This is a genomic window from uncultured Thermosynechococcus sp. (genome assembly GCF_938074695.1).
Taxonomy (GTDB): domain Bacteria; phylum Cyanobacteriota; class Cyanobacteriia; order Thermosynechococcales; family Thermosynechococcaceae; genus Thermosynechococcus.
Genome location: NZ_CALJEM010000029.1, coordinates 35,226 through 58,819, shown reverse-complemented (window position 1 = coordinate 58,819; position 23,594 = coordinate 35,226). Strand labels below are relative to the sequence as shown.

Sequence of the window (23,594 nt, the reverse complement as noted above, 5' to 3'; positions counted from 1 at the left end):
TCCCGCTGTGCCTGTGTTAGCTCGTAAGTGGAACATCCCCGGCTCCAGCGTGCCAGCAGAGGTGAGGGTCAAACCATTGAAGAGCAGATAGCGATCGCGCTCCGTGAGAGCTTGCCGAGACCCACGGCGAAACCTAGGCAGTAGGGGAGAGGAATGCGATACTGGGGTGCTTCGGCAATGACCGGCGTCGGTGCCTGCTCAGCCATGGGGGGTAAGATGGGTTGCGCCAGTTCTTCGGGCGTTGCTGGCTGCCAAGGGCGATCGCCACTGGGTTCGGGAACGGCTTGCCATTGGGGCAATGCTTCCGCCGTTGGTGCTACCTCAAAGGATGGGGGAGTTGTTAACCGATCCTCAATTTGCCATTGGGGTGGGCTAGACTGCGCCGTTGCTCCTAAGGGCAACCAGGCACTTGCACTGAAACCGAAGACCAGTACCCATTTGCTATTCATGCCACATCACTCACACCATCCTCTCTTCCAATTAAACTATCGCACCTCTGGCCGGCAAGTTTATTCCCACTCAATGGTGCCGGGGGGCTTGGAGGTAATGTCATAGACGACCCGATTCACCCCCGGTACTTCGTTGACAATGCGGTTGGAAATGCGCTCAAGGAGGTCGTAGGGCACTCGTGCCCAGTCGGCGGTCATGCCATCTTCACTGGTCACAAACCGCAGCACCACCGGATAGGCATAGGTGCGCTGATCTCCCATCACCCCCACGGTGCGAATTGGCAACAGTACGGCAAAGGCTTGCCAAAAGTCGTGGTACATCTCGGCGCGGTTAATTTCCTGCCGCACAATGTAGTCCGCCTCCCGCAGAATTTCTAGGCGTTCAGGGGTGACTTCCCCCAGAATCCGAATCGCTAAACCCGGACCGGGAAAGGGATGCCGTTGCACAATCTCTTCGGGCAGCCCCAGCGATCGCCCCACTTGGCGTACTTCATCCTTAAAGAGTTTCCGCAGGGGTTCCACTAGCTTAAAGCGGAGATTTTCAGGAAGGCCGCCCACATTGTGATGGCTCTTGATTTTAACAGCAACGCGCTCACCAGTTTGGGGGTCAATGTTCGTATTGGCCGATTCAATGACATCGGGATAGAGTGTTCCCTGAGCCAGGTAGTCAAACGGTCCCAGCCGCTGGGACTCTTCCTCAAAAACACGGATAAACTCATGGCCAATGCGTTTGCGCTTTTCTTCGGGGTCGGTGACCCCCGCTAACTGGGCAAGGAAGCGATCGCGGGCATTGATGTACTCCACCTTGATGTGAAATTGCTCCTGAAAGAGCTTGAGGAGGCGCTCAGGTTCCCCTTTGCGCATAAAGCCCTGATCAATGAACATGCAGGTGAGTTGATCCCCTATTGCCCGGTGGAGTAAAAAGGCCAAGGTGGAGGAATCCACTCCCCCGGATAAAGCAAGGAGAACCCGTTTGTCCCCCACTTTGGCGCGCACTTCGCGGATGGCTTCTTCGACAAAGGCGGCAGTGGTCCAAGTGGGTTCGCAGTCGCAAATGTGATAGACAAAGTTGCGGATTAGGGCAATGCCGCCTACGGAATGCACCACCTCTGGGTGGAACTGAACGCCATAGAGTTTCCGCTCTGGATGGGCGATCGCCGCCATTGGCGTATTGTGGGTATGGGCTAGGACGCGAAAACCGGGGGGCAACTTGGTCACGCTATCACCATGACTCATCCACATAATCGTTTCCTGCTCCACATTGGTGAGCAGATCTGTGGGGTCATCAATAAAGAGCGCTGCCTTCCCGTACTCCCCAGCGCTGGCTCGTTCTACAGTTCCCCCCAACTGTTGCACCATCAGTTGCATGCCATAGCACACCCCAAGGATAGGAATCCCCAAGTTCCAAATCTCAGGATCGCATTGGGGCGCATTCTCGTCATAGACAGAGCTAGGACCACCGGAGAGAATAATGCCCTTGGGTGCCAATTGCGCCAGTTGCTCAGCGGTGGTGCGGTAGGAAATGACCTCGGAATAGACCTGGGTTTCCCGAATGCGGCGGGCAATGAGTTCGGAGTATTGTGACCCAAAATCGAGAATGACAATGAGTTGGCGTTGCAGGCCTTGGCCGGCGGCTGTGGCAGGTTGGTGGAGGGTGGAGTGAGTCAACGTTGCAGTCCTTCTGATCCCAAATAGCTAATATTTTCCAGAATACCGCCCTTTTCTGAAATAGTGTAATCCTGTCTGAGAGCCGTTTTAGCTCTCTTAGGCCTATGGCATTCTCGGGCACAGGGCTGTATCACTGCTGTGGTGGGCGGGGGAATCTGCCCAACAGTGGTACGATCGCTATCTAAGTAGCCACTGTAATGAATCATCTGCATGAGTGCCCCTCTTACCGTTGAGTCTGTGTTGGCCGTGCTCCGTCCCGTGGAAGATCCCGAGCTGCGGCGATCGCTGGTGGAGTTGAACATGATCCGCGATGTCGCCATTGAGGAGGGCACGGTTCGCTTTACCTTGGTGCTGACAACCCCCGCCTGCCCTCTGCGGGAATTTATTGTGGAGGATTGCAAAAAAGCCGTCTTTACTCTGCCGGGGGTGATGGATGTGCAAGTGGCGGTTACCGCCGAAACGCCGCAGCAAAAAAGCCTGCCCGATCGCACCGATATACCGGGGGTCAAGAACATCATTGCCGTCTCCAGCGGTAAAGGGGGGGTCGGCAAAAGTACCGTTGCCGTGAATTTAGCCCTTGCCCTTGCCCAAGCCGGCGCAGCGGTTGGCATGATTGATGCCGACATCTATGGCCCCAATGTACCCACAATGCTGGGACTAGAGGAGGCCATTGTCGAAGTACGCAAGGAAGCCAGAGGAGAGGTCCTGGTACCCCCAGTTGCCCACGGCCTAAAGGTGGTCTCCATGGCCTTCCTGATTGAGCGCGATCAGCCGGTGATTTGGCGCGGTCCTATGCTCAATGGCATTATTCGCCAATTTCTCTACCAAAGCGATTGGGGAAGTCTAGACTATCTGATTGTGGATTTACCCCCCGGCACTGGGGATGCGCAACTCACTCTGGCGCAGGCAGTGCCCATGGCAGGGGTGGTGATTGTGACTACACCGCAACCCGTTGCCCTTGGGGATGCCCGGCGCGGCTTGCGGATGTTTCAGCAACTGGGGGTAACGGTTCTCGGTCTGGTGGAAAATATGAGCTACTTTATCCCCCCCGATCTGCCCAATCGTCGCTATGACATTTTTGGCAGTGGCGGCGGCGAAGCCCTAGCGGCAGAGATGGGAGTGCCCCTTTTGGGACAGGTGCCCTTGGAGTTGCCTGTGCGGGAAGGGGGAGATTTGGGTCAGCCGATTCTCATCAGTGATCCACAGTCAGCTTCCGCTCAAGCCCTGCGGGCGATCGCCCAACAGGTAGCAGCACGGGTCTCCGTGGCCGCCCTCAGTGCCGTGGGATGAGTAGTCAGCAACTCAAGATCAAGAACCCCCTCTTTTGGTGGGCTTCTAGCCTTGCCTTAATCAGCGATCGCCTGACCAAAGAGTGGATTTTGGCTACTTATGCCCTAACAGTGCCACCGCAAACAACGCCAATTATCCCCGGTGTTTTTCATATTACTTACGTCGCCAATACCGGCGCGGCTTTTAGCCTCTTTGCCAACGGCAGTCTCTGGTTACGCTGGCTGTCCCTCATTGTTAGCTTAGGTCTGATCATTTGGGCAGTCCTAGGTCCGCGCTTAGATCGCTGGCAGCAGGTGGGCTATGGCTGTTTACTCGGCGGTGCTTTAGGCAACGGTATTGATCGCTTTCTCACCGGCGAGGTCGTTGACTTCTTAGATTTTCGCTTAATTCAGTTTCCTGTCTTTAACGTAGCCGACATTGCCATTAACATCGGCATTGCCTGTCTGCTGTGGTCGGCGTGGCGCCAGCGTTAGCTGGTACTGCAAGAAAAATCCGCTAAATCCACCAAAAACTGGGTCAATTCCCCTTGGCGGGTACCGCCGTAGAGCACATTGACTTGATACACCCACTGATTTGTCCAGTCGAGCGCTGTTAACCAACCACTACGGCGATGGTAGGCACCAGTTTCAATCCCTAACCAGCCGGTACCGCGCACCAGCTGTCCTGGTTCAACACCAGAAAATGTAAATGTAATGGTATGGCCGACAACAATGGTCTTATCCCTAAAGTAGGGCGTCGGGTGAGTGAAAAAGGGTTCGCGGATCCAGCAGCATTCCCGGCGCGTTTGTTGTTCTAGAGGAAGACATGGATGCAGACCCGCATGGACAACAAACACATCCCCTAAATCTTGATAGAGGGGAACCGTATGCAGCCAGTCGAGATGTTGCCAAAGCAAATCGGTGGACGTGTAGCTGGCAAGGGTCGCATCACCGCCACTATTGCACCAGGCAAAGAGCCGCGCAGCATTGATTTGTTTGCCCTCAAAGGTGAGGAGCATCATGTCTTCGTGGTTGCCCCGCACAGCACCATAGCTACACTGACGCACTAATTCCACGACAGAGGCACTACTCGATCCTCGATCCACAAGGTCGCCAAGGAAGTACAGGCGATCGCCCACCCTCGGTGAGAGGAGATCCAGGAGGCGGCACAGCCCTTCGTAGTGGCCGTGGACATCTCCGATCAGGATCAGGCGATCGCCCACTCGCTTACTCCTGAGGTACCGTTGCAGGAGTCAAAGACAGAGATCGAGATGCCGAGGGGACTTGGGTGGTGTTCTCATAGCTAGAGCCGAGCAAGGTAGCCACTGTCAACACCTGGGGCGGAGTTGCATCGGGTGGGTAGAGTAAATCCACCGTTACATCCCGTTTTTCACCTGGACGCATATTTAATGTAACTAATGGTTCTCCCCGCTGACCACGTCGCTGCACCAAGTGGACATAGCGCTCTTGCCTCTGTCCTAAATCATCTACAAAGCGAACCCGCACCGTCCCTCGGAAAAAGACTTGGGGCGGCGGCGGCTCCAAAAACCGGAGGGTGACACTGCGGTGATCTTGCTTGACCGGAGTTTGCAGTGTTAACACCACTGACTGAAATTGGCGGGTCTGATTGATTAAAGGTAAAGTCAAGCTGTAGTGAACCCCATAGTTGCCGTGGGCATAGTAAGCAGTGTCAGGATAGCGCACCAACATGGGGGCACTTTGAATTTGACCGGTGCCCAGTGTGCCTCGGTGGAGCGTACTAATCCCATAGGAGATAGCTCGTCCGGGAGCTGGGATATGCAGAACAGTCCTTTCAGCATCCGTCAGGGTGGCCTGCCATTGAGATCCCTGACTTACTCCAGCAACGCGACCATAAAAGAAGCGGCCAAACTGACTACTCTTCGGGGGAGTGGGTGGGATGTCACGGGGGGTAACCAGTTGACCCCGATGGAGCATCGCCCACCATTCCTCTAGGGTAGGTGCCCGTTCTGTGCCCTGCTCGTTCAGGCGGGCAAACATTGACATTTGTGCCAAGTAAATCGGGCCACTGCTTTCTAAATACATCAAAGTAGAGCGGCCATTGGAGGAGGAGACCTCCCCAAAGGGACTTGGATCCGGAATTAAAGGCAACCTGGAGCCAACCGTGGCATCGGCATTGAGTATAAACTCTGCGCGGGCACGATTGAGTACCGCATTGGGAAATTGAGTAGGCAACGGCAGTGGCAGATTAGCTAGCATCCGCGCTTCGCGAGGGGGAATGGTCACCTGGGAGGGAAAGAAGGTTTGCCGCACCCCCCGCAGCACTTGGTTAGTCACTCGACTGCCGGGTCCTGAGAAGACAAAACCAGTCGGGTTATCGAGTATGGCGGGCAAATTGCGGAAAGGAGCATCCGGAGTACTCAAGAAACTAGCAGCTTGATGAAATCTCACCGTGACATAGTGATTTGTTGGGTTATAGGCCAGCAGCCCCAGGTAGAGAGTGGGCCTACTTACTGCCCGATTGGATTGAGTAATGTGGTGGGCAAAGACATCAAAGCGCCCCTCTAGGGGGTAGTTGAGGTGAGCCGCCGGTTGCCATTTCCCTTGGGGTGGAAATGTTGAAAGGAGAATCCCCTCAGAGCGCACCATCTCTGGACTGTTGCTGTTAAATACCGGCACATTATCTAATTGCCCAGGCAGTGGACGGATGTCTTGGGGAAAATAGGCGAAATTGGTTGGTGTGACGTAGGCTGTTGCAGAGGGGGGCGCAGAGACTCGCGGCGGCACTGCCTTTGCGGGTAGAGCATTGGCTTGAACAACAACATTTGAGCGGGACGAATATTCCTGCACAACGGTGGATGAATGTTGGGGTGGAGTGGCTAAAGCGGCTTGTGCCACAAGAATGGGAGCCAGCATATTCAATCCAAACCACAGCATTACACGAGTGAGCAGTTCGCAAAAGTCAGGACAGGATCATCGTTTCTGCCCAAAAGTTGCATTCCCAAAGTATAGCCCAGCTTTGTAGAAAATCCGCTGAAGACCGCATGAAGGTTGCGGCATGGGCGTCTTTCCAGTCTAGGTGCTTTGTGCGATGCCAGCCTAGAACTGGGTTTTAGACGCTGATAAGGGCTGATTAAAAAGTGGTCTAGGCCAATGTTAGAGCGTTAAGTGTCCCATAGATTGAACACGCCTAACACTGCACAAGCTGATATGAGGACAGTCTTTTATCTCCTAGGTATAGCTCCTATTTTAGAGGAAGGCCTGTATCCGTAGGTTGGCGTCAAATATTGAGAAAATCTAAAGAAACTCAACAAACTCTTAAGGTCTTTGCAAGCATGTTTATAATTCTCTCAGAAGCGGCAGTTCACCGCCCGTGAGGATTGAGTACCGTCTATCCTATGAAGCCCCGCATCTTAATCATTGATGATGACCCTGCGATCGCTGACGTTTTGGCAATTAACCTGCAAATGGCGGGCTACGAGGTTACAAAGTCCTTAGATGGGATGCAAGGGCAAGCCCTTGCTGTGCAACTCTCTCCCGATCTTATTCTTCTTGACTTGATGTTGCCTCAAGTGGATGGTTTTACGATTTGTCAGCGGCTGCGGCGCGATCCGCGTACCCAAGATATTCCGATTTTGATGTTGACAGCTCTCAGCCAAACCCATAACAAGGTGGAGGGGTTTAATGCCGGTGCCGATGATTATCTCACCAAGCCCTTTGAATTGGAGGAAATGCTGGCACGGGTACGTGCTCTTTTGCGACGGGCCGATCGCATTCCGGCGACCGCAGCACACCGAGAAATTCTCAGCTATGGCCCGTTGACGCTGATACCCGAACGATTTGAGGTCTCTTGGTTTGGTAAAATTATTAAGTTGACGCGCCTTGAGTTTGAACTGCTGCACTGCCTGCTGCAACGCCACGGCCAAACCGTTTCCCCCAGTGAGATTCTCAAGGAAGTCTGGGGCTATGACCCCGATGATGACATTGAGACAATCCGCGTTCATGTGCGTCACCTGCGCACAAAACTAGAACCCGATCCCCGCAGTCCTCGCTACATCAAAACGGTCTATGGCGCTGGGTACTGCTTAGAGCTGCCGAGTCATATTGAACCCCCCAATCCCTCTAATGTGTCCTAGGAATGGGAGTCTGGTGCCTTTTCTGGACTTTCTGTGGGCAATTTCAGTGGCTTGAGGGGAACGGCCTCGGCGAAGATCTGCTCATTGATCGTCTCGCCAATCTTGCTGAGGCGTTCTTCCACAGCTCGGCGAAAACAGGTTTGCAGCTCGATGACCAAACTAGAAAAATCTTGGATGGCAGGGTTGAGGCTGAGGGTGTTCGCTGTGCGTGTGAGAATGCCAGCTCTGACGTAGTTAGCGATCGCCCGTTTGATTCCTTGCTGACTAATGCGGTGTTGTTGTCTGTGAGCTTGCTCAAGAATAATGTTGATTATTGGCTCAACAGGAGCATTGCGCGGGCGGTGCTCAATTAACCACTCTCCCACCTGAGTCAGTAAAAAATCCGCCGCCACTTCCTCGGCAAAGATGCCACGGTAAATTGCGACTGTGTGAATGTTTTGGGGACTAGAGGTGCGGAGGGTATAGCCTTGCGGTAGGTTATTTCGCCAGCAGAGAATGGTTTTACCCGACCCACTGTTCACCGCAACGCCAATTTCCCCAATTTTTGATTGATTTTGCGCGGTTAAGTAGGCCACTAATTCAGAGGGCTTGAAAAAGCCAAATCGCAGCGGATCCAATTGGGGTGCTACAGATTTCATTTCTAGAAATACGGTATTGAAAACCATTCCCCGATCCAATTCCCGACGTTTTGCCGGATCGCCGGTGTAGTAGGAGAATAGCTCCAATAGTTTATTGGTTTCCCGTTGGCGAATTTCTGAGAGGGGAATTTGGTCATAATTCAGCGGTTCAATGGGCAGACGCCGAGGTGAGGGTAGTGCTGTGCGACTTTCTGCCCTGGATTGACGAGGTGTGGTGCCGTTTCTACCATTAATTGCGGGTACTGAGTCAATGAAGGGATTTTCAAGGAAAACAAATTGGTGGCACACCCGCTGAAAGCTATCACTGGCAGCGTTACGGTAAGCACAGCCAATCACGGTTTTACCGTAGTCCCGCAAGCGCAAGGCAATGGAGCCAAAGCCACCATCTCCGGAGATGAGTACAAAGGTATTGATATCGGGATGCTGATAGGCGAGGTCAATAGCATCAAGCGCAAGTTGAATGTCCGCTGCATTACGTTGATTGTGATTGCGACCATAGACCCCTATCCGCTCGATTTGCAATTCCTCCAGCTGCGCATTAAGGGCTTGGAGAACTTCATTTTGCCAGTTGCCATAGGCACGCTTGATGGCGATTTCCCCTAGATCAATGGCTTTTTTAATTGATTCAAAAATGTTTTCTAAGGAGACTAGCTCATTTACTCTGGCGGGATCCAGTCGCTGCCCTTGGTTAAAGACTAGGTTCTCAATGTCGTAGAGGACAGCGGTTTTTAGGGTGGTTGCCGGCGGCTGGGGTCTCTGTAGTAAGGTTTGAATGGTTTGCAGAGCAGCACTCTGGGTGTGCAGGGTTGCAATGAGCGTCTCCAATTGTTGTGCCGTCGGCGTGTTAACGGCAGCGTCTCTGAGATTGTCCTTGAGGGTTTGCAATGTCTGTGCTATCTCGTTGCGAATCGGACGCAAGGCTTCGGGAAACACTTGGTGCAGTTGCCGTTCAAAGTCGGTGAGTTGTCGGCGTTGTTGCTCGAGTTCTTGCAGGAGAAGTACCTTGAGTTCTGGGGTCTCTGGGGAGGAAGAGAGGAAGGTCTGAATATCTCGAAGGAGGCGATCGCTCTGGCGTTGGTTCTTTTCAATGAAGGGAGCACTGGCAAGGGCACCGATGCCACTTCCTAAAAGTGTGGCTAAGGGTTGTTGGGGTTGAATCAGGGTGGTAATACCACCGAGGGCGATCGCGCTAACAGGGGCAATAAACCAAAGCTCAGGTTTCATTCAAAATGCAATAGGAATTACAAGAATTAGCAAGTTATGATAGCAAAAAATGTTTAGACACTGAGTTGAGCTTGCCGTAGTTGACCACAGGCAGCTTGACGGTCTAGACCCCGCGATCGCCGGATGCTTGCAGTAACACCCAGGGCTTGTAGTTGTGCCAGAAATTGTCGCAATCGCTGCTCGGTGGGACGCCGGTAGGCCGCCTCGGCAATGGGGTTGTAGGGGATCAGATTCACATGGCTTTGAAATCCCCGCAACAGGTGCGCCAGTTCCTCCGCATGGTGGGGGCGATCGTTCACCGCAGCGAGAACTGTATATTCAAAAGTAACGCGGCGACCCGTTTGCTGTACATAGGCACGACAATCGGCAATTAACTGGCTGAGGGGATAGTGCTTGGCACTGGGAATGAGTTGCTCCCGTAGGCTTTGGTTGGGGGCATGGAGACTGACGGCAAGGGTGGTTTGCAAGTGGTGCTGTGCTAGGCGCTGAATTTGTTGGGGAATGCCTACAGTGGAAATCGTTATGTGCCGCTGACCAATACCAATATCACGGTTGAGGCAGGTGACGGCTTGGAGGACGGCCTTTAAGTTCAGCAGGGGTTCGCCCATACCCATAAACACGACATGGCTGACGCGACGCCCCATTTCACTTTGAATGGTCAATACCTGATCGATGATCTCATGGCTAGCCAGATTGCGGCGATAGCCCCCTTTACCCGTGGCACAAAAATCACAGGCCATCGGACAGCCCACTTGGGAAGAGACACACGCCGTCAGGCGATCGCCACTGGGAATGCCCACCGTTTCAATAGTTTCGCCATCGGCCAGGGTCAAGAGGAGCTTCACAGTGCCATCTTGGGCATCATGGCGATAGCGAAGTTGAGAGCGGCCAATTGCCACCTCAGCGAGGGCCTCACGCCACTGCTTGGGAAAAACCGTAATTTCTTGGAGCGATCGCGCCCCTTTTTGATAGATCCATTGATGTAATTGCTGCCCCCGATAGCCGGGTTGTCCTTGAGCTTCAACCCATGCTTTGAGTTCTGCTGCGGACTGTCCCAGCAGTACCATAGTCTTAAACCAATTAAACTGCCCTTTGATCCTAACAAACTGTTAACCTAACCTCGGACTTCATCCTCGTGAACAAGGCCAACGGCAAAAATTTAACCTCGGCTAAAATGTTCACCATTAGCGGGGGCGGGCACTCGGATTACGATTGATTGACCGATGCCGTCAACAGTTGCTGCAGGTACATCTGAGCGGGGGGATAGTCAGGGTTAAATTCTAGGGTCTTTTGAAAATAGGCAATGGCGCGATCGCGCTCTTGCAAGGTCATGTAGGTATAGCCAAGGCTGTAGGCAGGCTGAGTGGTCATCCACTGGCGATCGAAAGGTTCGGCGCGATCGTAGGTTCCCCCCTCAAAAAGATCTAAACAGCGGTGAAAGTAGGGCAAAGCTCCCCGAGGTAAGCCCAATTCAAAGATGAGTAACCCCGCCACATAGAGCAGAGGCGGATAGCGGTCAAAGAAACGCAGGCCATAGCTGAGGTAGTATTGAGCCGTTTCATAGTCCTTGGCTTCAAAGGCACGGTAGCTGACCCAAAAGAGGAGATGACGCAGCCATGTTGTCTCCTTCGGAAGGATTCCCTGTTCAATGGCAGGGGCGATCTGCTCAAGGGCTTGCTCGTACCAAGCTTGGGCCCGCTCATTATCCCCACAGGCAGCGTAGTGGTCGCCCAGACAGACGAGGGTGAGAAGTCGGCGATCGCCCTGCTGCACCATTTTTTCAAGAATGGGGATATTGCGATCGCGAAGCTTGGCTAGGAACTGTGCTCGGCTTTGCTGACTGTGGTGCAGGAGATAGACCCCCTGGAGTTCCCCCAGAACGGCTGGACGTTCCCGATAATGCAGTTGCTCGTGGAGTGCCCCGACAAAGTGCAGATCGGGGAAGCGGCGGCCAAAGCGGACATTCCAAAACTCGCTCCAGTGGCGATCCTCTGCCTGTTCACGGCGCAACAGACTCCACTGATTGATGGCACCGGCACTCTCGGCGGTCAATTGATCTCGCCATCGGGGATCTGTAACCACCAATTCCTCATCGGCATCAATGTAAAAGACCCACTCCCCCGTGGCGTAGGCTAGGGCGGCATTGCGAGCGGCGGCAAAATCCGCTTGCCAGACAACGGAATGGACATGGGGAGTAAATTCGCGGGCAATGGCGATCGTGTTATCCGTAGAACCCGTGTCCACAATAATTATTTCATCTACCCAAGGCTGAACCGACTGCAAGCAGCGCCGTAATTGATGGGCTTCGTTTTTGACAATCATGCACAGGGAGAGCCACGGAGCCATAGCAGCAAGGCACTACAGCCGCTTCAGATACTTGGCTTCCAGCAAGAAGGCACCCCGCTCTAGGCGCACAACCCAGTAGTTGCCCGGCTGTTGACCTAGGATCACCCCTTCTTCACCAACAGTCAGGATGCTGGATGGACGCAACATTGGCATCGGTTCTGCGGTTTTGACATAGGGGGGCAGTTCCACAAGGCGAACGCGATCGCCCACTGCAAAGGCTTCTTCCATTCCCACCAAAGGATGCTCAAAATTGGCAATGTTGATAACACAATTTCCGCTCTACCGTCTAATATACCGCCTTCACCGCTGGAATTTTTGGCAAAAACTTTAGAGTGTCTTCAAGTAGCTCAATAGGTCGGCCATGTCTTGGGGTTGGGCTTGAAACTTGGGCATGGGGGGGGTATTGCCGCTGATGATTTGTTGAATGAGCTGCACTTGCGATCGCCGGTAACTAATCTGCACAAGACTAGGCCCCACTTCTCCTTTGCCCTCAATGCCATGACAGCCGGCGCAGTTGAGAATAAAAATTTGCTCGCCGCGACTGGGATCGCCCACCGCTGCCCTTACGGATTGGATGTAGGGATCCCGCAGGGGCAATAGGAGAGAAGCCCCCCAACCGCCGCCTACCACCAGCACTGCCAAGATGGGCAGCAGCCAGCGCCATACCGTTGATCTAGCCCCAACCGTGTTGACCAAACCCATTACTTATCGGGAGAGATTAAAAATTGTTTATTATTGTTGCAACTGCATTCTAAACCCTGAACTTAGGGAAATTCAAGCAAGTGAGTAATTATTCCTAAGCTGCTGTACCCCTACCCCGAAAGCGATGATAGACCATACGCAAAGCTTGGCGATCGCCGACATTGCCGGGAAACAGCACCACCGGTAGCTCTGGAAAGCGGGGATGATCGGCGCCCGTACGCACAACGGAGCAGCCGGGAAGGACTTGCCCTAAGAGACGAACCGTGGCTAGGTTTAAGCCCTTGCTCAGAACATCGTTAGAAGTGATGCCTCCTTTACTGATGAGGTAGCGCAAATCGGCGGGTAACTGTTGGACAATTGCCATCAATACCTCAGAGACTCGCTGCCCAAAGGCCAATCGTGTTGCTGCATCCGCGAAGGTTAGCTCTTCGCGACTGGTAAAGATGACGGGGGTTTTCCCACCGGCGATCGCCTGATCCACCGCCGCCAAGACTTTGCCGATGATTTCAGGTTCAGCCGCTGCACTGTCGCGCAATCGTGCTACTGGCACTTCAATGGGCAACACATCGGGTTCCTCCAGCAGGGCGGTCAGTTGCTCAGTGGTTTTGCGCACGTGGGAACCTACTAAAACTGCGCCATAGCGACCTGGGCGGCAATAGGCGGCCATTGCCTCTGGGGGGGTGGGCTGGGGGGGCAATTGGGCGAGGGCAGTCAGTAAACTCGCGGCACTGCGAAACAGAAAGCGTTTGCCTTGACCGGTCACCTGAAGCACCGCCGTTGCAAATTGGTCTAAATCCCCTTGGGTCTCGGCATCCACAACAGCACAGACATTGCCGGTTAACTGAGTCAAGCGCCTGAGCAGGGTCTCTGGATTGCGGACATCGGCAAGGACAAAGCGCTCTACGGCTGTTGCCGGAATCCGCCCTTGGGTCTTTTCGGCTACATAGTCGGGCAAGTAGCTGTGGTTGTAGCCAAAAACGGAATCGCGGGCAAACTCGGTTTCATGGACAGGCACAGGGTGACCGTCAACGAGGAGGTAGTGCCGGCTATCGCGGGTGATCCGCCCCCCCTCCAGAAAGGCAGGCACCAGAAAATGGGCATCAAAGGGGCCCAGTTCAGCGGCAATCACGTCCGTTTCAAGGGGATAGTGGCCGCGGAGCGTAGAGTCGGAGCGACTGACAACAATGTAATCGGTTGTGCCCGTTTGGGCGATCGCTTCCTTCAACTGGCGACAGACTGTGCGCGTTACCTCCGCCGCGATTTCCGGTGCCAAGGCACGGGTATTGGTGAGGATAAAAAAGATAGGCGCAGCATCGGTGAGGCCACGACAGAGGGTATCCACATCCCAGCGGGTCAACAACAGGCAACTGTGCACCGTTTGCGAACCGGTGGGGTCATCATCTAAGACAATAATTTTTGGGCGCGTCACCGAAGGTATCTCCGACACTCTTTCGTTTGCAGTGTATCATCGGGGCGATCGCTCATCGGCACTCAATTGCCGCCAGTTGCCACCGGTGTGCCCATCCCAGTGCAAGGAAATAGTCGGATGATTGCTCCTCACTGTGTCCTTCGCCGTCCGTTTCCCTCACCTGTTCGTATTCGCGGCTAACACGCATGCGCCAGTGGACACAGGGCACTTGCTTCCGCTCGCAGATCAGGGGCTGATCCCCCCAATGCGACCAGAGACTTTCACGTATTCCCGCAGATTGCAATTTGCTGCTACAGATAGGGCAAATCGGCGGTGGTTGAGGGAGTGGCAAGGGTAAGGCTGAGAAGCTTTAGGCGATAGTGAAGAAGACAATCGCCACCACTCGCAAGAGGCCGGCCACAACGCCCCTCGGAGATGCCGCAAAACAGGGTTGCCCATTCCTAGTTTAGGGCTGAGGAGTCTAGAGGTTAAGGAGCGATCGCCTGCCCTTCGGCATCCTCAAGCACAAAGCCGGCATCGGCAATCATTTGCCAGTCTTGGTGGGGGGCTTGGCCGGGGGTGGTGAGGTAGTCGCCAACAAAAATAGAGTTGGCAGCATAGAGACCCAGGGGTTGGAGCGATCGCAGGTGTACTTCGCGGCCACCGGCAATACGAATCTCTTGGCGCGGCAAAAGCAGCCGAAAGAGCACAAGAATCCGTAAACAGTGGCGGGGATTGAGGGTGTGCTGTTCTGCCAGAGGCGTTCCCGCAATTGGAATCAAAAAGTTGACGGGGACACTGGTCACCTGCCGCTGCCGCAACGCAAGGGCAAGATCAATCACGTCGTCATCGGATTCCCCCATGCCCAAGATGCCCCCAGAGCAGGTGGGAATGCCTGCCGCTTGGAGATTGGCCAAGGTCTGGTCGCGATCGCCAAAGGTGTGGGTAGTGCAGATTTCACCGTAGAAGGTTGCCGAGGTATTCAGGTTGTGATTCACCCGATCCACGCCCGCTGCCGCCAGCCGTGCCGTTTGCTCAGGGGTAAGCAGACCCAGACAGGCACAAATTTTTAGGGGGTAGCGTTCCTTGACCGCCCGAATTGCAGCAAGGACCTGCTCAAACACCTTTTCGGTGGGCGATCGCCCGGAAATCACCATGCAAAACGTGCCGGCCTTGAGTTGAGCCGCGCGCTCGGCTGCTGCCAGAATTTTCTCTTGGGAAAGCAGGGGATACTTTTCAATCTCAGCGGCGGAGATTCTTGATTGGGAGCAGTAGTGGCAATCCTCTGGACACAGACCACTTTGGGCATTGAGGAGATAGTGCAGTCGTACGCGATTGCCCCAGTAGTGATAGCGCACGCGGTAGGCTGCCGCCAATTGATTCAGGAGTTCGGTGTCAGGAGCCTGTAGCACTGCACGGGCTTGCTCGCGGCTGAGGCATTCGCCGGCAAGGGCTAAATCGGCAAGGGCTTGCCAATCACTGGTTAACACTGTGCTCATGGGGTCTTTCTTTTAGCTACGCAGGGTAATAGCATATTTTTCCACTAGGCTGTCGCGGATGCGCTGGTGCAGTTCATTCACTTCTGCCTCGGTGAGGGTGCGATCGCTGGCGCGGTACCGCAGACGAAAGGCCAAACTGCGCTGGCCTTCAGGGACGCCTGGGCCACTGTACTCATCAAAAACCTCAACACTCTCAAGGAGAGAGTCGCGCCCCCCGGCAGCTTTCCAAATGGTGCGGCTCAGTTCAGCCACAGTGAGATCCGCTGGCGCAAAGAAGGCCAGGTCGCGATCGCTGGCGGGATAGGTTGAAAAGGGTTGGAAGGTGATTTGGCAATAGCGTTCCTCAAGGCGGCTCAGGAGCACCTCCAAATCCAGTTCAAAGACATACACCGCCGCCGGCAAGTCTAGGGTAGCCGCATACTGGGGGTGTAATTGGCCAAAAATACCGAGGCGTTCTCCATTCAGGCAGAGAGCCGCTGTCCGTCCCGGATGGAGCCGTTCATCTTGGCGATCGCTTTGATATTCCACCTGCAGACCAAACCGCTGAAAAACACTCTCCAGAACACCCTTGGCTTCGTACCAAGTTAAGGGCTGGGGCTGCTGAGAGCGACGCACCCATTTCCCCTGCCAAGGATCGCCACCCATAATGCCACCGAGGCGATCGCTTTCCCACAACCCCTCTTCATCTTGGCCAAAGACACGGCCAATCTCAAAGCCATTGAGAGGCGGGTTCCCCTGTTCTTGGTTGTAGCGGAAGGCCTGTACCAAACCCGTAATTAAATCCGTACGCAGGGATGAAAACTCGGCCACGAGCGGATTCACCACCGTGACTTGGTTGGGCTGTCCCCCCTTGACCCAAGAATAGTGCATCAGTTCGGTGAGACCTGCCCCCCGAAAGGCTGCCCGCAGTTCCCGCAGCAGTGTCAGTTCTGGGGGTAATGCGCCCACCTCTGCTTGCGCTGGCAAGGTTTCCTCAAAGCGGTCGTAGCCATAGAGCCGGGCAATTTCCTCAATTAAGTCCACCTCCCGCTCAATATCACGGAAGCGGTAGGGAGGCACGGTTACAGACCACACCACCTGTTCCTCCCCAAAGGTTTTTTGACGGCTAAGGCGAAACCCCAAGCGGTGCAGCAGCTCTTCTACCGTTGCGGCGTCTAGGTAGGCTAGGTCGTCGCTCTCGTCTTCGGCAATCACTGCCCCTAGGAGGCGATGCACTTGTTCCAGCCGCAGGGTCAGGGTGCGTTCTAGGGGGGGTCGCCGATCCACGAGGGTAGTGTAGGCAACTGTCCCTTGGGCAAGCTCGGTTAGCAGGGCGATCGCTTCTGCGGTGGCGGCCTCCAGTTCTGCGAAATTCACGCCCCGTTCATAGCGAGCGGAGGCTTCTGTGCGCAATCCTTGGGCACGGCTCGATCGCCGAATTACTGGGCTGGCAAAAAGAGCGGCTTCAAGGAATACATTCTTTGTTCCCCTGTAAACCTCTGTGGCTTCACCCCCCATCACGCCCGCAAGGGCAACGGGTACGTCACCAGCGGTAATCAGCAGATGATCTGAGTTCAACAGCCGCTCCTCGCCATCGAGGGTTTTCAGGGTTTCCCCTGCCTTGGCAAAGCGCACTCCCACTGTCACTGGGGTCTGGCCAGCAACGGCCTGGAGGCGATCCCAATCAAAGGCATGGAGGGGCTGCCCCCATTTCAGGAGAATGTAGTTGGTAATATCTACAACATTATTGATGGCACGCAAACCGGCAGCCTCTAGGCGCTGTTGGAGCCAAGGGGGCGAGGGCGCAATCTGAACATTGGTGATGAGGGTGCCACAGTAGGCCGGGCAAGCCTGGGGGTCAGCGATTGCCAGTTGTACAGGCGCCTTGGCACGGGATTTTTTCGGAGCGATCGCCCTTGGGCTAGGGAGTGTCAAGGGCGCACCAGTAAGGGCTGCTACCTCGCGGGCAATGCCCACCATACTCAAGGCATCTGCACGGTTGGCGGTGGAGGTCAAGTGCAAAATGACATCATCTAAGCCAAGAAGGGGACGTACATCTTCACCCACCGTCACTCCATGAGCGAATGTGTGAATACCCTCAGATTCCTTGGCTAAACCCAATTCCGCAAGGGAGCAGATCATGCCCTCAGACTTGACGCCCCGCAGTGTTGTCGGTCGAATTTTCAAATCAATTTTGGCCAAATAGGCTCCCGGTAATGCCACTGGCACATACAAGCCGGCTGCGGCATTCGGTGCCCCACAAACAATGGTGCGGGGTTCTCCTTGACCCACATCCACTTGGCAGACACGCAATTTCTGTGCGTTGGGATGGGGTTCACAGGCCAAAATGTAACCCACAACAACCCCTTCCGCCCATGTGCGTCGATCTTCAATCTCTTCGACTTCAAACCCCGCCATCGTCAGGCGATCGGCCAAAGTCGCCACATCCAGATCAACAGCCACTAATTCCCGTAGCCAGCGAAGGGAAACCCGCATGGAATCCTCAAAAAAACGTCATACTCTGCCATTTTTCAGCCTACTCTCCTCCGATGGCATTGCACAAGTGAGTCGGGATGCAGCAAGGATTTTAAGAAGGATTGCCGATGCCAAGGGGTCGGACCATACTGGATAAGGGCTTGACGGTGTTGGGGGGTTCCATAGCCCACATTGCGTTCCCAGCCGTACTGGGGATAGTGGCGGGCTAGGCCTGCCATAAGGCGATCGCGCCACACTTTGGCAATGATTGAAGCACAGGCAATGGTGTAGCTGTGGCGATCGCCCCCCACAATGGCCGTTACCTTTGCAAAGGGCGCCGTTTTTGTTAACTTGCCGTCAATCAGAGCGTGATCCCAAGGGGCAACCCGTGCAAGGGCACGTGCCATTGCTCGATAGGTAGCTTGCAGAATGTTCACCTGATCAATTTCCCTCACACTAGCACTGCCAATGCCAATAGCGATCGCTTGGTTACAAATTTCTGCAAAGAGGCGCGATCGCTGGCGGCCACTCAACAGCTTGGAATCCCGCACCCCTGGAAGGGGCACACAGTCCACAGGCAGAATCACGGCTGCCGCTACCACTGGCCCTGCTAAACAACCGCGACCCACTTCATCCACACCAACAATACGGCAATACCCCTGCCGCCAGTAGGTCTGCTCATAGATCAAACTGGGCAGCCCCATACCTAGTGGCCAATCCCGACATAGCGAAAGCCCAGAGCTTCTAGCCCCCCACGATCCAAGAAATTGCGGCCGTCAACGATCACAGGTTGGTGCATCACCTTGGCCAATTCCCCATAATCCACCTCTTGGAACTGGGGCCAGTCCGTCACCAGTACTAGAGCATCACAGCCGTCGGCGAGGTGCAGCAGATCCGTTTCCACAATCACATGGGAAAGACCTGAGCGTAGGCCGGACTGGGACACAAGGGGGTCATAGGCCTTCACCTTGGCCCCCAAGCGATGCAGCTCCTCAATCAGATTCAAAGCAGGGGCGTCCCGCAGATCATCGGTGTTGGGCTTAAACGTTAGCCCCAAAAGGCCAATGGTCTTACCCTTGAGGATTTTGAGCACCTGTTGCAGTTTTTCAATGACAACAAAGCGTTGCCGCTGGTTCACTTGAACGGCTGCTTTGAGCAACTGGGCATCGTAGCCGTAGTCCGCCGCCGTGTGAATTAAGGCCGAGACATCCTTAGGAAAACAGGAGCCGCCCCAACCCAAGCCCGCTTGGAGAAATTTCTCACCAATGCGGGAATCTAAGCCAATCCCCTTGGCCACTTGAACCACATCTGCACCCACGCGATCGCAAATATTGGCAATTTCGTTAATAAAGCTGATTTTAGTGGCCAAAAAGGCATTGGCAGCGTACTTAATCATTTCTGCTGAACTGAGATCTGTGACCAACACAGGTACGGGCGGCAAGGTGGGATCAACGGCGTACTTGCGCTCAATGATCGGTGCATAGAGTTCCTGCATGATTTCAATGGCCTTGCGGCTACTACTGCCCAAAACAATGCGATCGGGATTAAAGGTGTCATAGATCGCTGAGCCTTCCCGCAAGAATTCAGGGTTACTGACCACATCAAAATCCAACGGCGGATGGGTGGCTCCAGCTCTAATCGCATCGGCTAACGCCGGTTCTCGCTCCACAACACCATCCAAAATGATCATCCGCACCCAGTCCCCTGAGCCAATCGGCACGGTGGATTTATTGACAATGACCTTGTATCCCAAAGACAAATGGGCTCCAATGCCCCGCGCAACGGCTTCCACATAGCGGGTATCCGTTTCGCCATTCGGCAGAGCCGGTGTGCCGACGGCAATAAAGAGCACTTCACCAAACTCCACTCCAGCGCCAAGATCACTACTGAAGCTGATGCGGCCACTGGCAATGCAACCACGGAGCAACTCCGTCAAGCCGGGTTCGTAAATTGGAGATTCCCCCCGTTGCAGTAGCTTAACTTTATCAATGTTGTTGTCTATGCACAGCACCTCATGGCCGATATGTGCCAAACATACCCCCGTCACCAGACCCACATAGCCGGTGCCAATGACACAAACCCGCATTCTTGGTCACCTCCCTAAACCTCTACCATCATAGGGGTGTAGGGTACGCCCAACCGCTCGGCGAAGTCAGGAATTGTGCGCTGCAGCCCCTCTAGGAGGGGAACGGTTGGCTGCCAGTTCAACACCGTGCGGGCAAGGGTAATGTCGGGACGACGACGCTGGGGGTCATCACTGGGCAGGGGCTTGAACTGAATTTCCACCCCCGGATTAATCAGGGCTTGGATTTTTTGCGCCAGCTCCAGCACGGTGTACTCATCGGGGTTGCCAAGGTTCACAGGGCCAATGTAATCGCTATTCATCAGCCGAATCAAGCCTTCGACCAAATCGCTGACATAGCAAAAACTGCGGGTTTGGGAGCCATCCCCATAGACGGTGAGGGGAACACCCTGTAACGCTTGGACAATAAAATTGCTTACCACTCGGCCATCATTGACCTGCATCCGCGGGCCATAGGTATTGAAAATCCGTGCCACCCGAACATCCACATTATTCTGGCGGTGGTAGTCAAACGTAAGGGTTTCGGCAACGCGTTTGCCTTCGTCATAGCAGGCTCGAATGCCAATGGGGTTGACATGACCCCAGTAGGATTCCACTTGGGGATGCACCAGCGGGTTGCCATAGACTTCTGAGGTGGAGGCAAGAAGAAACCGCGCCTTCACGCGTTTGGCCAACCCCAGCATGTGGAGGGTGCCCATGACATTGGTTTTAATGGTCTTAACGGGGTTGTACTGGTAGTGAACGGGGGAGGCCGGGCAGGCCAAGTGATAGATTTGATCCACTTCAAGGCGAATGGGGTCAGTGATGTCGTGGCGGATAAGCTCAAAATTCGGGTGCCCCAGCCAACGCAGTAGATTGCGCTTTGTGCCTGTGAAGTAGTTATCGAGGCAAACCACCTCGTGACCAGCTTCCATTAATCGATCGACCAGATGGGAACCAATAAACCCAGCCCCCCCAGTAACCAGAATGCGCATTGTGTTGTCTGGTGTTGTCTAAATGCTATACCCTTGCCTCAGATTAGCACGAGTTCACACGAGTTCACAGGAAGCCGGCAATCTCTGATTTTAGGGGGCGATCGCCTAGCCCAAACCAAATTTAAGAGCCTGTCCCCGCACCGCAGTATTCACGGTTCCTTGGCTAAAGACAATCTCCCCATTGACAAAGGTGTAAACAGGCCACCCTGTCAATACCCAGCCCTCAAAGGGACTCCAACCGCACTTGGTCAGCAGTTCTTCACGACGCACAGGGCGATAGGTCTGCAAATCCACCAGGACAAGATCCGCATCATAGCCGGGGGCAATTTTGCCTTTATTGGGAATTTCGTAGGCTGCCGCAACCGCAGTGGACATCCAACGCACCACCTGCGGTACCGTACAACGACCGGCCATAGCTTGGGTCAACATCAGCGGCAAAGCGGTTTCTACCCCTGGCATCCCGGAGGGACTTTGGGGATAGGGCTGCGCCTTTTCCTCCAGGGTGTGGGGGGCATGATCCGTGGCAATAAAATCAATTATCCCCTCCAATAGTCCCTGCCAAAGTTTCTTGTTATCCTCCTCTGTCCGCAGGGGCGGGTTCATTTGGGCAAGGGAGCCAATTTTGGCGTAGGCCTCCGTGGTCAGCAGCAAGTGCTGGGGAGTGACTTCCACTGTGACCCACGGGAGCTTGTGCTGGCGCAGAAAGTCCACTTCAATGCCGGTGGAAAGATGGAGAATGTGCAGGCGGCGCTCATACTTGCGGGAGAGCTGAATCGCGAGCTGGGTGGCGTTGAGGGCAGCCATCTCATCTTGAATTTGCGAATGAACCGCCACATCGGTGATGCCGGCAAACTGTTTGCGACGGGCACGGATCCGCCCTTGATCTTCGGCATGGACGGCAATGAGGCGGTTGCCCTCACCGAAAATGCGGTCTAAAATTGGCTCCTCATCCACCAAGAGGGGGCCGTGCATTGACCCCATGAAAATCTTGATGCCACAGACGGGGTGAACGGTGTTGAGCACAGCCAGGTTGTCCTTGGTGGCACCGATGAAAAAGCCATAGTTCACCACACATTTGGCGGCGGCGCGGGCCAGTTTATCGTCTAGGGTGGCCTGATCAATCGTTGGGGGACGGGTATTAGGCATTTCCAAAAAGCTGGTGACCCCCCCCTTGGCACAGGCACAACTGGCGGTGAATAGATCCTCTTTGTGCTCTAAGCCCGGTTCGCGAAAATGCACTTGGGGGTCAATCACCCCAGGCAGCAGGGTTAAACCCGTTGCATCAATTACTGTATCGCCGGGATTCACGGTGACGGTTTCGGCCACCTCCGCAATGCGATTGCCCTCAAGGCGCACCTGTTGTTGCCGCAGTTCCCCCTCTGGGGTACAAATCACCGCATTTTGAATCGCGATCGCCACCCTGCTCTCCTAGAAAATCCTTTGAAACTTACTTTTTACCCTGTCTTACCGACCGGTCAGACTTGAGGACTGTGGAGAGAATTGTAAACTATAAACATCTGTAATAGCTACTGCGACAAAAACTTGTCTCAGATCTATCTTCTTAACGGAAATAAAACCTTTATACTGTAGAGCGTGTCTGTAGCTGGGGCGCGATCAAATCGCTATGGAATCGGGTATTGACTTACAGGGGCAATTCATCAGTGCATTAGAATCCTTTGGCCTGTCCCATGATTTGGCCAAACTGCTATGGCTCCCCCTGCCAATGTTAATGATGCTGATTGTGGCTACAGTGGGGGTGCTGGTTGCAGTTTGGCTCGAACGGAAAATTTCTGCTGCGGTGCAACAGCGTATTGGCCCTGAATACATCGGCCCCTTGGGGATTTTGGCCCCCTTGGCCGACGGCCTCAAACTAATTTTCAAAGAAGACGTTCTCCCTGCGAATAGCGATCGCTGGCTCTTTACCCTTGGTCCGGCGGTGGTGGTCATTCCCGTCTTTTTGTCCTACATTATTGTCCCCTTTGGTCAAAACCTACTGATCTCCAACTTGGCGATGGGCGTTTTCCTCTGGATTGCCCTTTCCAGTATTGCCCCCATTGGCCTGCTGATGTCGGGCTATGCTTCCAACAACAAATACTCCCTGTTGGGGGGTCTGCGGGCAGCTGCCCAATCTATTAGCTATGAGATTCCCCTTGCCTTAGCGGTGTTGGCGGTGGCCATGATGTCCAATGGCTTGAGCACCGTGGAAATTGTCGAGCAGCAGTCGGCCTATGGCATCCTCAGTTGGAATGTTTGGCGGCAACCCATTGGCTTTTTGATCTTTTGGATTGCGGCTTTGGCCGAGTGCGAGCGTCTCCCCTTTGACCTGCCGGAAGCAGAGGAGGAGCTTGTGGCGGGCTACCAAACGGAGTACGCCGGCATGAAATTTGCCCTCTTTTACCTAGGGGCCTACGTCAACCTTGTGCTTTCAGCGCTTCTGGTGAGTGTCTTGTACTTCGGAGGGTGGAGCTTCCCAATTCCCTTAGAAACGATAGCCCATCTCCTTGGCATTCCCGAAACTAATCCCTTTTTGCAGATTGCCTTTGCGGTGCTGGGCATCACAATGACCTTAGTAAAGGCCTACTTCTTCGTGTTTTTGGCAATTCTGCTGCGGTGGACGGTTCCCCGTGTGCGCATTGACCAACTCCTAGACCTAGGCTGGAAATTTCTACTCCCAGTGGGTCTGGTGAACTTGTTGCTCACAGCAGGCTTGAAGCTTGCCTTTCCCCTTGCCTTTGGCGGTTAAGAAACTCCCTATTTCCATGAGGT

Annotated in this window: 21 protein-coding genes; 4 read left to right on the top strand and 17 right to left on the bottom strand. The window is 54.3% G+C overall.

Annotation, left to right across the window (positions count from 1 at the left end; all coding sequences use genetic code 11):
• Positions 1-68: 68 nt before the first annotated feature.
• Together Q0683_RS05025 and guaA are read right to left on the bottom strand one after the other, a co-directional pair.
• Entirely contained in the window at positions 69-449 is a 381-nt protein-coding gene (locus tag Q0683_RS05025; RefSeq protein ID WP_298976584.1) for a hypothetical protein, read from the bottom strand.
• Between the two features lie 60 nt (positions 450-509).
• Entirely contained in the window at positions 510-2,117 is a 1,608-nt protein-coding gene (guaA, locus tag Q0683_RS05020; protein WP_298976582.1) for a glutamine-hydrolyzing GMP synthase, read from the bottom strand.
• Positions 2,118-2,327: 210 nt separating this feature from the next.
• Here guaA and Q0683_RS05015 point away from each other — a divergent pair, with 210 nt between their 5' ends.
• Both Q0683_RS05015 and lspA read left to right on the top strand, forming a co-directional pair.
• The gene (locus Q0683_RS05015; protein WP_298611830.1) at positions 2,328-3,407 is read left to right on the top strand and encodes an Mrp/NBP35 family ATP-binding protein; all 1,080 of its coding nucleotides are present in this window, start codon (positions 2,328-2,330) and stop codon (positions 3,405-3,407) included.
• Positions 3,404-3,880 carry a signal peptidase II gene (gene lspA, locus Q0683_RS05010; RefSeq protein WP_298617076.1) on the top strand — a complete coding sequence of 159 codons (477 nt, stop codon included), beginning with the start codon at positions 3,404-3,406 and terminating at the stop codon, positions 3,878-3,880. Before Q0683_RS05015 ends, lspA begins: the two co-directional genes overlap by 4 nt.
• On the opposite strand, the gene Q0683_RS05005 is transcribed toward lspA, so the two are convergent.
• Both Q0683_RS05005 and Q0683_RS05000 read right to left on the bottom strand, forming a co-directional pair.
• Positions 3,877-4,608 carry a metallophosphoesterase family protein gene (locus Q0683_RS05005; protein WP_298611836.1) on the bottom strand — a complete coding sequence of 244 codons (732 nt, stop codon included), beginning with the start codon at positions 4,606-4,608 and terminating at the stop codon, positions 3,877-3,879. The two genes, lspA and Q0683_RS05005, sit on opposite strands and share 4 nt — an antisense overlap.
• A gap of 4 nt (positions 4,609-4,612) precedes the next feature.
• The gene (locus Q0683_RS05000; RefSeq protein WP_298976579.1) at positions 4,613-6,280 is read right to left on the bottom strand and encodes a DUF3370 domain-containing protein; all 1,668 of its coding nucleotides are present in this window, start codon (positions 6,278-6,280) and stop codon (positions 4,613-4,615) included.
• Between the two features lie 482 nt (positions 6,281-6,762).
• Between Q0683_RS05000 and Q0683_RS04995 the strand changes: the two genes are divergently transcribed.
• The gene (locus tag Q0683_RS04995; protein ID WP_298611842.1) at positions 6,763-7,500 is read left to right on the top strand and encodes a response regulator transcription factor; all 738 of its coding nucleotides are present in this window, start codon (positions 6,763-6,765) and stop codon (positions 7,498-7,500) included.
• Here the strand turns inward: Q0683_RS04995 and Q0683_RS04990 are convergent.
• The 13 genes from Q0683_RS04990 to Q0683_RS04930 form a co-directional block, all read right to left on the bottom strand.
• The gene (locus Q0683_RS04990) at positions 7,497-9,362 is read right to left on the bottom strand and encodes an NYN domain-containing protein (protein WP_298976577.1); all 1,866 of its coding nucleotides are present in this window, start codon (positions 9,360-9,362) and stop codon (positions 7,497-7,499) included. The genes Q0683_RS04995 and Q0683_RS04990 overlap by 4 nt on opposite strands.
• A 53-nt stretch (positions 9,363-9,415) precedes the next feature.
• Positions 9,416-10,429 (bottom strand): 23S rRNA (adenine(2503)-C(2))-methyltransferase RlmN, encoded by a 1,014-nt coding sequence (gene rlmN, locus Q0683_RS04985; protein ID WP_298611848.1) that lies wholly within the window; start codon positions 10,427-10,429, stop codon positions 9,416-9,418.
• Between the two features lie 139 nt (positions 10,430-10,568).
• On the bottom strand, positions 10,569-11,708 hold the full coding sequence (locus Q0683_RS04980) for a TPR domain-containing glycosyltransferase (protein WP_298611851.1): 1,140 nt from the start codon (positions 11,706-11,708) through the stop codon (positions 10,569-10,571).
• 12 nt (positions 11,709-11,720) lie between these two features.
• Positions 11,721-11,936: a regulatory protein SipA gene (gene sipA / locus Q0683_RS04975; RefSeq protein WP_298611854.1), complete on the bottom strand. Its 216-nt coding sequence runs from the start codon at positions 11,934-11,936 to the stop codon at positions 11,721-11,723.
• A 99-nt stretch (positions 11,937-12,035) separates the two neighbouring features.
• Positions 12,036-12,410, bottom strand: coding sequence for a cytochrome c (locus Q0683_RS04970; RefSeq protein WP_298611857.1), 375 nt, complete (start codon positions 12,408-12,410; stop codon positions 12,036-12,038).
• A 94-nt stretch (positions 12,411-12,504) separates the two neighbouring features.
• Positions 12,505-13,839 carry a four-carbon acid sugar kinase family protein gene (locus tag Q0683_RS04965; RefSeq protein ID WP_298976574.1) on the bottom strand — a complete coding sequence of 445 codons (1,335 nt, stop codon included), beginning with the start codon at positions 13,837-13,839 and terminating at the stop codon, positions 12,505-12,507.
• 52 nt (positions 13,840-13,891) lie between these two features.
• Positions 13,892-14,047, bottom strand: coding sequence for a hypothetical protein (locus tag Q0683_RS04960; RefSeq protein ID WP_298611863.1), 156 nt, complete (start codon positions 14,045-14,047; stop codon positions 13,892-13,894).
• A 259-nt stretch (positions 14,048-14,306) separates the two neighbouring features.
• Positions 14,307-15,308 (bottom strand): biotin synthase BioB, encoded by a 1,002-nt coding sequence (bioB, locus tag Q0683_RS04955; RefSeq protein ID WP_366142483.1) that lies wholly within the window; start codon positions 15,306-15,308, stop codon positions 14,307-14,309.
• Between the two features lie 21 nt (positions 15,309-15,329).
• Positions 15,330-17,792, bottom strand: coding sequence for a phenylalanine--tRNA ligase subunit beta (pheT, locus tag Q0683_RS04950; protein WP_298611869.1), 2,463 nt, complete (start codon positions 17,790-17,792; stop codon positions 15,330-15,332).
• A 35-nt stretch (positions 17,793-17,827) separates the two neighbouring features.
• A complete protein-coding gene (locus tag Q0683_RS04945) occupies positions 17,828-18,475 on the bottom strand; it encodes a ribonuclease HII (RefSeq protein ID WP_298611872.1) in 648 nt (215 codons plus the stop codon).
• A 2-nt stretch (positions 18,476-18,477) separates the two neighbouring features.
• Complete coding sequence (locus Q0683_RS04940; protein ID WP_298611876.1) at positions 18,478-19,857, bottom strand: UDP-glucose/GDP-mannose dehydrogenase family protein; 1,380 nt, start codon at positions 19,855-19,857, stop codon at positions 18,478-18,480.
• 14 nt (positions 19,858-19,871) lie between these two features.
• Positions 19,872-20,828 (bottom strand): UDP-glucuronic acid decarboxylase family protein, encoded by a 957-nt coding sequence (locus Q0683_RS04935; protein WP_298611879.1) that lies wholly within the window; start codon positions 20,826-20,828, stop codon positions 19,872-19,874.
• A gap of 105 nt (positions 20,829-20,933) precedes the next feature.
• Positions 20,934-22,247, bottom strand: a complete 1,314-nt coding sequence (locus Q0683_RS04930) for a dihydroorotase (RefSeq protein ID WP_298611882.1) — start codon at positions 22,245-22,247, stop codon at positions 20,934-20,936.
• A gap of 205 nt (positions 22,248-22,452) precedes the next feature.
• Here Q0683_RS04930 and nuoH point away from each other — a divergent pair, with 205 nt between their 5' ends.
• Positions 22,453-23,571, top strand: a complete 1,119-nt coding sequence (nuoH, locus tag Q0683_RS04925) for an NADH-quinone oxidoreductase subunit NuoH (protein WP_298611885.1) — start codon at positions 22,453-22,455, stop codon at positions 23,569-23,571.
• Positions 23,572-23,594 lie beyond the last annotated feature (23 nt).

Bases quoted from the DNA above. Each gene is read 5' to 3' on its own strand.
- Q0683_RS05025 (WP_298976584.1), bottom strand. From the start codon at position 449: ATGAATAGCAAATGGGTACTGGTCTTCGGTTTCAGTGCAAGTGCCTGG.
- Q0683_RS05015 (WP_298611830.1), top strand. From the start codon at position 2,328: ATGAGTGCCCCTCTTACCGTTGAGTCTGTGTTGGCCGTGCTCCGTCCC.
- lspA (WP_298617076.1), top strand. From the start codon at position 3,404: ATGAGTAGTCAGCAACTCAAGATCAAGAACCCCCTCTTTTGGTGGGCT.
- Q0683_RS05000 (WP_298976579.1), bottom strand. From the start codon at position 6,280: ATGCTGGCTCCCATTCTTGTGGCACAAGCCGCTTTAGCCACTCCACCC.
- Q0683_RS04995 (WP_298611842.1), top strand. From the start codon at position 6,763: ATGAAGCCCCGCATCTTAATCATTGATGATGACCCTGCGATCGCTGAC.
- Q0683_RS04990 (WP_298976577.1), bottom strand. From the start codon at position 9,362: ATGAAACCTGAGCTTTGGTTTATTGCCCCTGTTAGCGCGATCGCCCTC.
- rlmN (WP_298611848.1), bottom strand. From the start codon at position 10,429: ATGGTACTGCTGGGACAGTCCGCAGCAGAACTCAAAGCATGGGTTGAA.
- Q0683_RS04980 (WP_298611851.1), bottom strand. From the start codon at position 11,708: ATGGCTCCGTGGCTCTCCCTGTGCATGATTGTCAAAAACGAAGCCCAT.
- sipA (WP_298611854.1), bottom strand. From the start codon at position 11,936: ATGGAAGAAGCCTTTGCAGTGGGCGATCGCGTTCGCCTTGTGGAACTG.
- Q0683_RS04970 (WP_298611857.1), bottom strand. From the start codon at position 12,410: ATGGGTTTGGTCAACACGGTTGGGGCTAGATCAACGGTATGGCGCTGG.
- pheT (WP_298611869.1), bottom strand. From the start codon at position 17,792: ATGCGGGTTTCCCTTCGCTGGCTACGGGAATTAGTGGCTGTTGATCTG.
- Q0683_RS04945 (WP_298611872.1), bottom strand. From the start codon at position 18,475: ATGGGGCTGCCCAGTTTGATCTATGAGCAGACCTACTGGCGGCAGGGG.
- Q0683_RS04940 (WP_298611876.1), bottom strand. From the start codon at position 19,857: ATGCGGGTTTGTGTCATTGGCACCGGCTATGTGGGTCTGGTGACGGGG.
- Q0683_RS04935 (WP_298611879.1), bottom strand. From the start codon at position 20,828: ATGCGCATTCTGGTTACTGGGGGGGCTGGGTTTATTGGTTCCCATCTG.
- nuoH (WP_298611885.1), top strand. From the start codon at position 22,453: ATGGAATCGGGTATTGACTTACAGGGGCAATTCATCAGTGCATTAGAA.